This window comes from Thermodesulfobacteriota bacterium, assembly GCA_036397855.1.
GTDB lineage: Bacteria > Desulfobacterota_D > UBA1144 > Nemesobacterales > CSP1-2 > DASWID01.
This window is the reverse complement of record DASWID010000145.1, coordinates 1-13,634: the sequence shown is the minus strand read 5'-3', so window position 1 is coordinate 13,634 and position 13,634 is coordinate 1. Positions and strand designations below refer to the sequence as shown.

Annotated in this window: 11 protein-coding genes; 5 read left to right on the top strand and 6 right to left on the bottom strand. The window is 41.5% G+C overall.

Going from position 1 to position 13,634, the window contains the following annotated elements; all coding sequences use genetic code 11:
- Window positions 1–206, bottom strand: a 206-nt coding sequence (locus tag VGA95_12015; GenBank protein HEX9667263.1) for a DUF4258 domain-containing protein, incomplete at its 3' end; no start/stop codon positions are given.
- Window positions 207–588: 382 nt separating this feature from the next.
- Here VGA95_12015 and VGA95_12010 point away from each other — a divergent pair.
- Entirely contained in the window at window positions 589–1,557 is a 969-nt protein-coding gene (locus tag VGA95_12010; GenBank protein HEX9667262.1) for a PhoH family protein, read from the top strand.
- A 66-nt stretch (window positions 1,558–1,623) separates the two neighbouring features.
- Window positions 1,624–2,067 (top strand): hypothetical protein, encoded by a 444-nt coding sequence (locus VGA95_12005; protein ID HEX9667261.1) that lies wholly within the window; start codon window positions 1,624–1,626, stop codon window positions 2,065–2,067.
- A 20-nt stretch (window positions 2,068–2,087) separates the two neighbouring features.
- On the opposite strand, the gene VGA95_12000 is transcribed toward VGA95_12005, so the two are convergent.
- The 3 genes from VGA95_12000 to serA are packed head-to-tail and all read right to left on the bottom strand — an operon-like array spanning window position 2,088 to window position 6,221.
- Window positions 2,088–3,380: an adenylosuccinate synthase gene (locus tag VGA95_12000; GenBank protein ID HEX9667260.1), complete on the bottom strand. Its 1,293-nt coding sequence runs from the start codon at window positions 3,378–3,380 to the stop codon at window positions 2,088–2,090.
- A gap of 3 nt (window positions 3,381–3,383) precedes the next feature.
- The gene (gene hisZ / locus VGA95_11995) at window positions 3,384–4,631 is read right to left on the bottom strand and encodes an ATP phosphoribosyltransferase regulatory subunit (protein ID HEX9667259.1); all 1,248 of its coding nucleotides are present in this window, start codon (window positions 4,629–4,631) and stop codon (window positions 3,384–3,386) included.
- Entirely contained in the window at window positions 4,632–6,221 is a 1,590-nt protein-coding gene (gene serA, locus VGA95_11990) for a phosphoglycerate dehydrogenase (protein ID HEX9667258.1), read from the bottom strand.
- A 158-nt stretch (window positions 6,222–6,379) separates the two neighbouring features.
- Here serA and tatC point away from each other — a divergent pair, with 158 nt between their 5' ends.
- The 3 genes from tatC (at window position 6,380) to VGA95_11975 (ending at window position 10,203) form a co-directional block, all read left to right on the top strand.
- Entirely contained in the window at window positions 6,380–7,144 is a 765-nt protein-coding gene (gene tatC / locus VGA95_11985) for a twin-arginine translocase subunit TatC (protein HEX9667257.1), read from the top strand.
- Between the two features lie 90 nt (window positions 7,145–7,234).
- Window positions 7,235–8,401 carry a hypothetical protein gene (locus VGA95_11980; GenBank protein HEX9667256.1) on the top strand — a complete coding sequence of 389 codons (1,167 nt, stop codon included), beginning with the start codon at window positions 7,235–7,237 and terminating at the stop codon, window positions 8,399–8,401.
- A gap of 86 nt (window positions 8,402–8,487) precedes the next feature.
- On the top strand, window positions 8,488–10,203 hold the full coding sequence (locus VGA95_11975; protein ID HEX9667255.1) for an AMP-binding protein: 1,716 nt from the start codon (window positions 8,488–8,490) through the stop codon (window positions 10,201–10,203).
- Window positions 10,204–10,754: 551 nt separating this feature from the next.
- On the opposite strand, the gene VGA95_11970 is transcribed toward VGA95_11975, so the two are convergent.
- Window positions 10,755–11,741 (bottom strand): phosphodiester glycosidase family protein, encoded by a 987-nt coding sequence (locus tag VGA95_11970; protein HEX9667254.1) that lies wholly within the window; start codon window positions 11,739–11,741, stop codon window positions 10,755–10,757.
- 186 nt (window positions 11,742–11,927) lie between these two features.
- Window positions 11,928–13,214, bottom strand: coding sequence for a M20/M25/M40 family metallo-hydrolase (locus VGA95_11965; protein ID HEX9667253.1), 1,287 nt, complete (start codon window positions 13,212–13,214; stop codon window positions 11,928–11,930).
- Between the last annotated feature and the right edge of the window lie 420 nt (window positions 13,215–13,634).

Below are 13,634 nucleotides of genomic sequence, written 5' to 3'. Positions count from 1 at the left end.
AAGTCTTTTACCTTTCGTGTCTTGCCATAAATAAGACAGCTTGGGAAGTACTTATCGTCAGGATATTCTTCAATAATCTCTCCTCCAAATATAGCCTCTTCAATCTCATGACGGTTTATAGACCTCTTGATCATCCTTTTTACTGCATGATCTGAAAAGCTATATTTACCTTTTCTTATTTTATCCTGAATACCCTTTATTGTCATCCAATTCTTGCACTATTTATATCACAAAAGACATTCTGATTTCAACACTTCTTCTTTTTTGGTTACCTTTTTAAATTGCACAACCAACAGCATTTCGGTTACATTTTACGTCGCAGAATACGACGACTTGGGCTTTTATTTCATTTCTGTTATAATTTAATCAATTCTTTATCACAAAACATTGGAAATTAAACTCCAGCGTTAAAGACAGGGACAAAACACTGTATAGAATTACTGCTCACCTTTGTAAAATCTTCTCAAACACCAATAACAAAGCGTCTCGTAGTTCAACCTATCCCGAGATAAAGAAAATATTCCTAATTCTTCGATGCCACAATAACTTAGTTCAAAGAACATAATTGGGAGGGCCAATTTACTCAATATGCAAGATACCTTAAAAGAATTAAATGAAATCACCAGTGAGATAACCTTCGAAGACAATAGTGCTATAATGGAGCTCTATGGTGAACATAACGAAAACCTAAAAGAAATTGAAAATATATTTGGAGTCAGCATTTACTCAAGGGGCGGGAAAATAATCATTAAAGGTGGCAGCGAGAAAGTGGAGTCATCGACGAAGTTCCTCAACGAAATTTATAATATAATCACCAAGGGGTATAAACTCGAACTAGGGGATATAGAACCTGCCGCCAGGATAGTCACTGAAGATAAGATTCCACTTGAAGAAATCTTTTTGGATACCGTCTGCATATCGACAAGGAAGAGAATAATTGCGCCCAAAAGCATAACCCAGAAGATATATATCGAGGCAATTCGAAAAAATGATATTGTTTTTGGTATCGGCCCTGCGGGAACTGGTAAGACCTATCTCGCTATGGCAATGGCTGTTTCAGCCTTCTTAAATCGTGAGGTAAACAGGATAATACTAACCAGGCCGGCGGTTGAAGCGGGGGAAAAATTAGGGTTCTTACCCGGAGATCTCAGTCAAAAGGTCGACCCTTATCTTAGGCCGCTATTCGATGCACTTTTTGACATGATGGATATCGAAAAGTCCTCAAGACTAATCGAAAAGGGGGCAATTGAAATTGCTCCATTGGCCTTTATGAGGGGGAGGACTCTAAACGATGCGTTTGTGATTCTGGATGAGGCACAAAATACAACTTCTCTACAGATGAAAATGTTCTTAACACGGCTGGGTTTTAGTTCAAAGGCTGTAATCACCGGAGATACAACTCAGGTTGATCTTGGTCAAAACGAAAAATCCGGACTCCTTGAAGTGGAATGGCTTCTCAAGGGCATAGAGGAGATATCGTTTGTTTACTTCACCAAAAGGGATGTCATAAGGCATCCACTGGTAAAGCGAATCATAGAGGCATATGAAAAAGTCTGAAAATTTTGCGTATGCCTTGTAAAAAATTTCAAACATATTGTATAATTTCAAATTTGGAAGGTAGTTATGGCCAGAATATCTAATTTTTTCCTATTCATATTTATTCCAGCAGCTCTTATATCTTGCAATAAGCAATGGCAGGATCCAAACACGTCCGTCCCCTATACGCATACAACAATACGGGAAATTTTAATAGCACCTATAGGTTATGACAGTGCAGGGGTATCAGTCGAAGGTATGGTCTGGGATTTAGATTATGATTTACTTGTTGAAGATGAAAAAGAAACCCCATTTACGAGCTTCAAAATTGCAGACTCTGACGGGAATTATCTCAATGTATTCGCAGAAGGGAATTATCCTTTGACTGATGGTGACCAAGTGAAGGTAATCGGAGTGTATAGAAGGGAGCTCATCACAGAATATCGAAAGTACATTAATGAGATCGATGCCAATAGTATAGAACTGGGAAAGACATCCACATTATATAATATTTATAGGTACCTACGTTAACTGACTAAGATAATTTCGCATTACGAGAATAGTTCCTTTAGATACACTACTCGTTCTCTAGAAGCACCTATTGAAACAATGTTGACTGGTACTCCTGTTGTTTCCTCAATTTTTTCTATATAAGCCATTGCCTGAATTGGAAGATCAGAAGGTTCTCTTACAACGGACAAATCTTCTTTCCAGCCATCCATTTCTTCATAAACAGGCGTACACCTTTTAAGAACTTCTGAGTTGGAAGGGAAATCACTTATCATCTCACCATCACACAGATAACCAACACATACCTTTATTTCATCAAAACTCGAGAGGACATCGAGCTTTGTCAAGGCGAGCCCGGAAATCCCGTTTATTCTTGCCGAATATTTAACACCTACGGAGTCAAACCATCCACACCTCCTTGGTCTCCCGGTTGTAGAGCCGTACTCCCCACCCCATTCCCTTAGCTTTAAACCGAGCTCTCCCGATAGCTCAGACGGGAAGGGACCTTCTCCCACTCTTGTCGTATAAGCCTTCGCAACCCCGAAAACATGGTCAATGTTGGTTGGGCCAACACCAGTTCCAGTACATGCTCCCCCTGAGCCCGAATTTGAAGATGTCACATATGGGTATGTGCCAAAATCCACATCAAGTAAAACACCCTGGGCGCCTTCAAACAGAATGCTCTTTCTCTGTGATATCAAATCATTCAAAAGCTTGGTTGTATCAGTTACAAAAGGTCTTAGTTTTTCACCATATTCTAAATATTCGGCAAAAACCGCTTCAAAGTCTATCGGATTTCTATCCAGAACCCTAGTAAGATAAAGGTTTCTTTCTTCAAGTGAACTTCTGAGCCTTTTTTCAAGAGTGCCTCTATCAATTAGATCTGAAATCTTTATGCCTCTCCTAGCAATTTTATCTTCATAGACAGGTCCGATTCCGCGGCCAGTCGTACCGATCCTCGTCCCCCCCATTGCATCCTCCCGAGCCAGATCAATCTCCTTGTGGTAAGGCATGACCACGTGAGCCCTGTCACTTAGCTTCAGGTTCTCCTCATGAACAACGTAGCCGGCTGACCTTAACCTCTCAATTTCTTCTAGAAGCACACCGGGATCAACAACAACACCATTCCCTATGACTGAAAGCCTACCCTGGCGTAGGATGCCCGACGGAATATGGTGTAGGACAATGGTTTCCCCGTTGATCACTATTGTATGCCCAGCATTGCTGCCACCTTGGTACCTGGTAACAACATCAACCTTATCTGCTATGAGATCAACTACCCTACCCTTGCCCTCATCCCCCCATTGGGCACCAACTAAAACTATATTCGGCAATTTTTAAATGCCTCCCTTGAGAAGTTCTTCCAAATTTGAAAACTCTCTACTCACACCACTTCTAGATTCAACTAACTTAATTCTTTTTGGCGTTTCAAGGAAAATCACTCCGTAAGAATTTGATGTTTTATTCTCCTTCATCCTGAACTTTTTTAAACCCACATCTGCTTTGAGATCAAGTATTACCTTAAAACCACTTGATCTAAGCCATTCAGCCAAACGTATCGCTTCACGCCTAAGCCTCAAATTCTTAGGAATAATGACAAAGTGAACCTGATTATCTTCTAGGTGTGGTTTTGTAATACTTAGTAATGATTCGATATCAATCGCAAATCCTGTCGCAGGTGTATCGAATCCGTATCTTCCTATTAGATCGTCATATCTCCCACCCCTAAGAAGGGCTGAGGAAATATGGGGTGAAATAATTTCAAACGTTACACCGGTATAATAATTAAAACCCCTTAACTCACCAAGATCGATATTCACCTTACAATCTAACCCAAACTCGTCAAGCACATAAAGAACATCCTCGAGCTCATATACATATTTTTTTAGTAATCCAATACTCTTAGCCTTTATAAGAATATCCCTACCGCCGTACAGCTCAGGCAGTGCAAGTAGAGCCTTTTTGATTCCCCTAGAAGTTTTCGCATGTTTAACTGCATTCACAAGCTGTTCATAATCCTTCTTCTTTAGCGCTTCCTCTATCACCACTCGAAGATTCCCAGTCTTTGAAAGCAGGTATCTCAAGAGTCCAGTATGACCAATATCTAACACAAGTTCTTTCGATCCTGCCTTAATCAAGGACTTGACGGCAAGGGCGATTATTTCAGAATCTGCCTCCGGAGAAGAAGACCCAATGAGTTCGCAACCAACCTGAAAAACTTCTCTTTCCTTGCCACTCCCCTTTTCTTCAAACCTGACCACCCTTCCATTGTAACAAAGTCTTAGAGGTTCTCGGTGGTTCCTTAATTGTGTTGCCACAATCCTGCCTACCTGGGGCGTTATATCGGGCCTGAGAGCAACAACGTCACCGGTTGAAGGATCAACGAACTTCATTATTTTTTGCTTTAATTCATCCCCCAGACCGACCGTGATCGCTTCAAGATATTCAAATAGAGGAGTAACTACCCTTCTATACCCCCAGCGGGCAAATTCCGCCATTAGAACTTCTTCAACTCTCCTTATTTCCTCTGCTTTTTGAGGCGTAAAATCCTTCACCCCTTGTGGGAGGCTAAGTCGGTTAACCATCTAAAAACTTACCTGTGTTACTGAAATTATGTATGGCAGTTTATGTATTTCCTGTATTACGTCGTCAGAAACTGGTGAGTCTATATTAATAAAACAAATAGCCCTGCCGCCGATACTTTCGCGGCCAAGATGCATCTGGCCAATATTAACACCTCTGTTCCCCAGAAGTGTACCCATGGCCCCTATAAATCCGGGCTTATCATAATTCTCACTGATTAAAAGGAATCCCTGAGGGATTACGTCGATTGGGAACCCATTGATCTTAACAAATCTTGGCTCTTCGAGACCAAAGATAGTTCCAGAAACTTGATTCTCGCCCATGTTTGTCTTCACTCTCATAGTAACCAAGCTTGTAAAATCCCGTGACCTTGAGGACTTTGACTCAATTACCTTAATTCCCCTCTCCTTAGCAAGAATCGGAGCATTAACATAGCTTACAACAATATCCATCATTGGAGAAAGAAATCCCTTTAGTGCAGCAATTGTAAGTGTCTCAACATCAAACCCTGAAACTTCTCCGTCGTATAGAATTCGAATTTCTTCGACCGCACCCTTACAAAGCTGTCCCTGAAGACTTCCTAGCTTTTCCGCGAGTGTAATATAAGGCTTCATAACCTTGAGAAGCTCCAGGCTTATCGAAGGCATATTAACAGCATTTCTGACAACACCATTCAAATGATAGTCTATAATTTGTTCCGCTATCGCAACAGAAACCTTGGTCTGTGCCTCTTCAGTTGAAGCACCGAGGTGGGGAGTTAAAACCAAATCACCGTTAAGAGCTAAAAGGGGATTTTCCTTATCAGGTGGTTCCTTTTCAAAAACGTCTAATGCAGCTCCGGAAACAATTCCCGATTTAATCGCATCGCAGAGATCATCCTCATTAACAATTCCACCACGAGCACAGTTAACTAAAATCACCCCCCTTTTCATGCGCTCAAATGCTTTTTTTGAAAGGAGGTTTTTCGTTTCATTTGTGAGCGGAGTATGAACTGATATGATATCCGAGCTTTCTATCAATTCATCAAAAGATACAAGTTCAACTCCAAGCTTAGCAACAGCTTCAGGTGATAGGAAGGGATCATAGGCCAATACCTTCATCTTTAGCCCAATAGCCCTTTCGGCAACGAGTCTCCCGATATTACCAAGGCCAATTAAACCAAGGGTCTTTCCGAAAATCTCCCTCCCCTTAAATTTACTTCTCTCCCACAATCCCGTTTTCACTGAAATATGAGCCTGAGGCACTCTACGTGCAATAGACAGCATCAAGGCAATCGTGTGCTCTGCGGTGGTAATTGCATTCGCCTCGGGCGTATTCATAACTATAATGCCCTTTTTCGTGGCGCTGGCTACATCCACATTATCCACACCTATGCCTGCGCGACCAATTAAACGAAGTTTACTTCCAGCGGCATCAATAATGTCTGATGTGACATTTGTTGCGCTTCTTACTATTATCGAATCATAGTTACCAATAATATTCCTTAATTCATCTGGGGACATACCCTTCCTCACATCGATTTCTAGTCCGGGTTGTGATTTAAAAAGTTTCAACCCTTCCTCAGCAATACCATCTGTGATTAATATCTTCAAACCTTCCTCCACCGATAAAAAACATGCATCATCTAAACTGGATTAAAATATAAGTTAGTGGGGAGTTTTGTCAATTTGTCTGGATTAGTAACACCAATTATACAGAAAGTCGTCTAAATTGTTTAAACATTCGAATTGAGTTAAGATTTAGGTCGTCTATGAATGACGAAGCGAAAATGAGTTTTCTTGAACACCTCGGTGAACTAAGAAAGCGGATACTGTGGTCACTTCTATCAATTGTCGTTTTCTTTATTCCCGCGTATGCCTTCTCTGAGAAAGTATTTGACTTCTTAATGTTACCAATAATAAAAAATCTACCCGAAGGAAGCTCACTCATTTTTACTAGACCCGCCGAGGGTTTCATTACCTACCTCAAGGTTTCCTTTTTCGCTGCGATGGTTGCAGCATTTCCATTCATTCTCTACCAGATATGGAAGTTTGTCGCTCCAGCCCTTTACAGGGAAGAAAAGCAGATAGTCATACCTTTTATTCTATTTGGTACTATATTATTTCTGATAGGTGGAAGTTTTTGCTATTTCATTGCATCTCCTCCGGCGTTCAAATTCCTTCTTGGAGAATATTCATCCGAGTACGTGAAGGCGTTTCCTTCAATTAGCGAGGCCCTTTCCTTTTTCATGTCATTAATAATTGGTTTCGGATTGGTTTTCGAATTTCCTCTCGTAGTATTTGTCCTTTCAAGACTTGGGATTGTTAACAGCAAGCTTCTAAGGGAAAAAAGAAAATATGCAATCCTCGCAGGAGCCGTTATAGCGGCGATTCTTACGCCGACGACTGATGCTATTTCTATGATGTTCATGTTCGTGCCCCTTCTCGTTTTTTATGAACTTGGAATTTTAGTAGCATGGATCTTCGGGAAGAAAAGGGAGAAGGTATCAGAGTCTGAAGCCGACACAATAGTTTAACCCGAATTTGCAAAGACAAACATCAAAGTTGCTAGCCATTTGATTTTGGGTAATATTTAAGCTTTTTTACAAAATAAAGAGGGGATTTTCTTGTTACGATCCGAGCTGGTATCTTCAAGATTTGTTGGAGATTTTGATGAGGGAGATGTTTATCATCACGGTGCTATTCAAATAACGCCACTTAGGAACAGGGAGTACATAAAAAAATACAATGACGGACTATTACTAGGTGCAAATTCCAATTTGTGTTACCACCTTGAATACAAAGACCCTGATTCGACACGTAAACATGAAAAATACGGAATACAAAAACCTGCGTTGGTAAGTCAGGGTTTCATATTTAACGCTGGCTTTGGCTTGAGCGTACACGACATTTCATTCAACGCCATAGCAAATCTCTCATACAGCGACTTGAGATTCGGTGCACCCGTTTACGAAGGTGACGTTGTATTTGCCAGATCTGACGTCTTGGGTAAACAATTCAGAAAGGATGGGGCAACAAACGGCTCTGTCCAGGTGAAAACAAATGTATACAACCAACTTGGAGTAAGTGTCGTCGAATACGTAAGACAAGTACTCGTGAGAGGGAAACACGGTAAAACCTACCCACAGTCAAATACTATTAAACCCCAACCCGATAAAATCAACTTAGACAGTGCTGTCTTACCCAACGAATACCATGAGCTGCCTAAGGATTTGCTAGGTGATAATGGTAAGACTTTCGAAGATTTCAGAATTGGAGACATTTATAAAGGAACATCTGAAGGGGAAATAAATCTTGTAGATTTTAGCTGGCTTCAGATTGCAACCCTTAACGATGCCGCTGTGCATCATAATCCTGCGTCCACTTTCATCGGATACGGTGGAGCAGTGAAAGCAATGGCAGAAGGTGAAGTAAGCAGACACTTTCCTCTCGCATATCATTTGGGTATGAATAGTGGTGCCCATAACGCCCCCACCTACCCCGCGGATATAGTTAAACTGCTTTATGCACACGGTGAAGAGGATGAACATGAAAAAATTAGATCGAAGTTTGAAATACTAGATACTACCTCTATAGTTGGAAGAGACGACATAGGTGTGATAACCATAAATCTCATCGGTGAAAAATATGTCACTGACGCCGGCATGAACGCACTTGAGGCAGCGAAGTTTGGAGGGATAGACCAGATATATGAGGAAAACGGGAAGAGATATCTCAGGGTATTGACGTTGGAGCAGGTTTTGGCGATACCAACAAGAAAGGCTTTTATATAAGAAATAACTTGACACTTTCCTCCTTCGCTGGAGCCCGTCCTGAGTGAAATCGAAGGAGGAGGAGGATCAAGGTGGGGGAAAGAAAAATGGCAACAAAGACCAAGCAGAAAAAGGCTTTTGACCTAAATCATCCAATAGTCTATAGAAGAAAAAGAAAGTTTGACGTGGAATGGTATTTAAAAGAGGACAGATCAAAATGGGTACTGCCAAACATATTACGAGAACACGCCAAAAGGCTTGGTAAAAAACCATTCCTACAGTTCGGATACAGAAAACCACTCAGCTTCTATCAAACAAACCAGTTAGCAAATAAGATCGCAAACGGCTTAATAAAACTAGGAGTGCAAAAGGGAGATAAAGTTGCTGTCTATATGCCTAACTCGGCTGATTATGTGATTGTCTGGTTCGGTATCCTGAAGACTGGAGCTGTAATGGTACCGATAAATACGGCTTACAAGATGGATTTTCTTCAATACATAATCGATAGCTCCGACTCAAAGGTATTGTTCATAGCTGAAGAATATCTTGACAGGATGCCCCCGATTGCAAAGAAGATTTCTAAAGTAGAAAACGTAATCGTATGGACTAGAGGAGGAAGTCAAGAATTCGATAGGCACGGATTCAACTTCGGCAAAATGGTTTCATACACAAAGTTCATCGATTCCCAGAAGAGTTCCGAGCCGGGAGTCGAAGTTACATTCATGGATTTTGCCAGGTTGATGTACACATCCGGGACAACCGGTAGATCAAAGGGCGTCATGAGACCGTGTGCAGCGGATTACAGCAGTGCCCGAAACTATGCTGAAATCATGGACGTTGGTCCCGACGATGTCTGTTTTACATGCCTGCCACTCTTTCATTCAAATGCAATGGTAATGACAGTGTATCCAGCCCTGATTAAAGGAGCCAGAGTGGTAGTTGAGGAGAAATACAGCGCAAGCCAGTTCTGGAAATGGATTAAAGACCACGGAGTAACCAAATTTAACATTGTAGGCACGATGTCCTACTTCATGTGGAACACACCTCCAGTGCCTGAAGAGAAGGAGCATAAAGTCAATTTAGTTCTGGGCTCGCCTGCACCTCATGACATCATCGTAGATTTTATGGACAGATTTAACATTAAATTTATGGAAGGTTATGGACTTACCGAAATCGGTCAATGTACCTGGATGCGACCTGGGGAGCCCTTCAGGGTTGGATCATGTGGAAAGGAGGCACCGGGTTATGAGATCAAAATAACTAATCCGGAAACTGATGAGGAAGTTCCAAGGGGACAGGTCGGAGAGATAGTAGTTCGCCCCAGGATACCAAACATAATGCTGCACTATTACCATAAGATGGCTGAAAAGACTGTCCAGGACTTTCGCAACTTCTGGTTTCATACGGGCGATGCGGGAAGGATGGACAAAGATGGCTATATCTATTTCGTCGACAGAGTAAAGGATTACATTCGTAGAAGGGGAGAGAACATAAGCTCATTCGAAGTCGAGAAGATAGTAAGCTCTCACCCTGATGTTGAAGAATCCGCAGCTATCGGGATAAAGGCTGAAACTGGAAGATTCGCTGAGGATGAATTAATGATCGTCGTTGTTCCCAAGAAGGGTAAGAAAATCAATCCCATTAAACTTCTAAAATTTCTAGAACCCAAAATGCCTCACTTCATGATTCCCAGATTTATACGTTTTGAGAAATCACTACCTATGACCGGTACCCAAAGAGTACAAAAAAACAAACTCAGAGATAAGGGTATCACAAAAGACACCTGGGACAGAGAAAAGGCAGGATATAAAATACAGCGCTAGTTAATTTCCCCAAATTTCAAATTCGATATGCTCTTTTGTATGCTTAGAGTGTTTATCGCTTGAAAACAGGATCTAATCATTCTTTATCACATTGTCCAAGATGATCAAATCAGGTATTCCGACTCTGTTGATCCCGCTTGATAAACAAATGATTTAAATAAACGGGGACATGCGTAACCTGTTATTTTACATTTCGACCGGCTCAGCGTGAACGGATTATTTTTCACTTCAATCCTGACGGCCGAGTTTATCGAAGGGCTCACCGGAACGATAGGCGGGGTTTTCCAACCCCGCATGAAGACTGATCTCCCCTCAGCACTGAGTCCTGACTACGCCGAAGGGCCAAGGGAAAGTCACCCCTACATTTAAAAGATTCTTTATGTAGCGGAGGACTTTAGTCCTCCATTTCGTTGTGATGCCCGCATGCCTGAATCGGGCATCCATAGCCAATAAATCGCATTCCCGCTCACCCTTTCCTCCGTGAATTTGAAAACGCTCTGAGCGCGGAAATTGCTCCCGAAATATAAGGTTATTCGAAGAAATTTCCACTATTATTTACCTTTATAGTCCGAACTACAAAACGTAGCAATTGCAGACATCACTTCACGTTCGAACATTCCGCCTGCCGGTCGATTCACCAAGGTATTATTTACCACGAGTGTCGAAGAACCGCCTCCATCAAGATTAATTGCATCGACCGCCCCTAAATCATGCATCAGCATTGAAAGTTCATGGAGGGTTACTCCCCTACTATCAGGCTGACGCCCGTCCACAACCAACACTATTAATGCACCGTCAGCGGTGACACCTGCGGCTGTTCGGGGGTTAACCTGGTTGAATGATTTTGCAAAAAACGCCTCTTCGTCTGAAGTAACACGAATATCCCCATCTACTACTAATGCTGGCCCAGCGCCAATCGCATCTCTAACCTTCCATTCCTTTGCATTCTGATAATTATGCGGACCAGCCGGTTGGCCCGGCCGATGGTTAGGAGGTTCAGCCCATTCATAGAGTTTATTATCGTGTGTCGTGACCCACGCGATATCGATATCTCCATTTTCTTTAAACCCAATTGCAGCACGGGCTGTGTGGTATCGATCAGAATGACTGAGGACGGAGTTAGTGGCCGGTTTTATTATCGATCCGCCAGAAACCAAAAGACCGACGTGCTCCGATGGGGATAGATCGTTTCTGAAAAACCCACCATTAACCACAACACAGGCACCAAGATCCTTCGCAAAACTGGAGACTGTTTCACGATTATCCGTCCTGTCATCAGAAACCACCGCCTTGGTTATAATATCGGGCTCTTTCTGATCGATATATACATACCAGGCACGTAACGGAAGTATACTGTTGTATCCTTTGTAAACCCTGATTCCATTGGGAAGGCCTTTATTTAAAGACTCTACAGGCTCCCATTGAATAGGAAGCTCGTGTCCCTTTTTTAATTCTTTAGAGTAGATAAATTGAGTTGATACGAAAAGAATGATAGAAAGAATAAATAAAGAGGCTTGAGATAGTCTTATAAAATTCATCTATAACTTCTCAATGTTTAAAGCATGAAGCGATCAAATAAATATTAGTAAGATATATTCGTTTTTGAACAAAATCAATTAAAGTGCCAATAGATCTTATCTTTTCGTAAGAATCTAATATATTAATTTTGGCCATTTATTTTCAAATTTTTAAGGATTGTTCGAATTGCTTAAATTTCATTTCTCTTAAGTCAGCAGCTTTCGTTCGAGATATCGTGCACATATCATATAAAACTTAATCATTGAATCAACATCAATCCATTCATTCTCAGAATGAAGTTCTCCAACAATAGGACGAGAAATAATAACCGGGATTCCATATTGATGGATAAAACGGGCATCACTGGCGCCGTCTTCCCGGATGAAGGATACACTTTCACCAGTTACCTCCTCAATTGCTGTCTTGAAAAGCGTATCAGGCTCAAACTGCATAGGCTCAGAAGAGAGGATGACTTTGCTTTCGATATGAGTTCCCAAAATTTGTGTACTCACACAAATGACCTGATCGACAGTAAAGGGAGGGGGAAATCGGATATCCAGATCGGCCTTTGCGACAGAAGGGATTCTGTTGGTTGCTACGTTAGGAGTTTCGACCCTTGTTAATGCACAGGTTGGATGCCAATGATCATCGCCTTGTTTCAATGTGAGGAAATACCTTTTTAGGTTTGCCACCCTTTCCAACAATTTCTCTAACGGATTATCACCCAGCCATGGCCTAGCAGCATGGCTAGAATGGCCCAGGCAAATAAGATGAAGATGAATTACTCCCTTTTCAGCAATGGTGATTTCGTTCAATGAACCTCCGTCAGGAACTATCGCAGTACCGCAACGAAGGCCTACCTCATCAAAGAGATAACCTATGCCAGAACTTCCACCTTGTTCTTCATCCGAAGTAACAGCAAGTCCCAGTGAAATGGCAGGATGTAGGCGATGGAAATTGATGAACAGCTCAAGCATTATAGCCAATGCACCCTTCATGTCCCCGGATCCTGCTCCATATATCCGACCGTCAGTGAGTTCTGGATTATATACCTCTGCATCTTCATGAGACACTACATCCAGGTGAGAAACTAGCAGTACCCCAGGCTTGCCTATTTTATTCGGTAATACGACAAGCGAGGGAATCTTATTGTGCCTGTATTCCTTAATGTTCACGTTATCTAGTGTCTTAATATAATTTCTAACAAATGCAAAACAGCGCTCGATTTCATTAGGATTAAAATTGGTTCTATTATCCTGGCTAATTGCTTCATATAATTCCCTTGGAACTATAATAAAGTCCGGAAGGCTTAATTCTAAGACCTCCTCCTGATATTTTAAGATCGATTCGTTAGGTTCTTTCTCCAGGATAAGGAGGTTTCTCCCGCCTTTAAACAAAATATTAATAATTGGAAGTAGTCTACCGCCGTATGTATTTGCGCCTGACACTTCTCTATTAAGCTGGTTCATTTGTTCTATATTACCAAAAAACATCGACATCAAATTTGCAAAAAAGACAACCGACTGATTCGAAAAGGGAGGAAGTTCCCCAGGGTGGATGCAGGTCTGTACTGTCAAGTTATACTCCTGGTGCAGGTTAATATCATTCTTTCGAGATTTTACCAATTTTTAGAGCGGATTAGAAGACACGGGCAGCAAGCACTTAAGATTGCCCTTCTGGAATCTATCCCAAATCAAAGAACCTGAATTGATTAAATACTTACTTGCGATTCGTCTAGGTACTTGTCTAAGAACTATGAAATCAAATAAGATTTGCACGTTGTTATATCTTCAGATTGAGTTATGAAATTTAACTCGAAGGAATTACCCTTTAGCATGCTACGGGGTATTAGTTCAGAAACAAATGGTCTGTTCAGTCACTTGGAGCATCTAATAGCCCTTCGACTGGGCTGT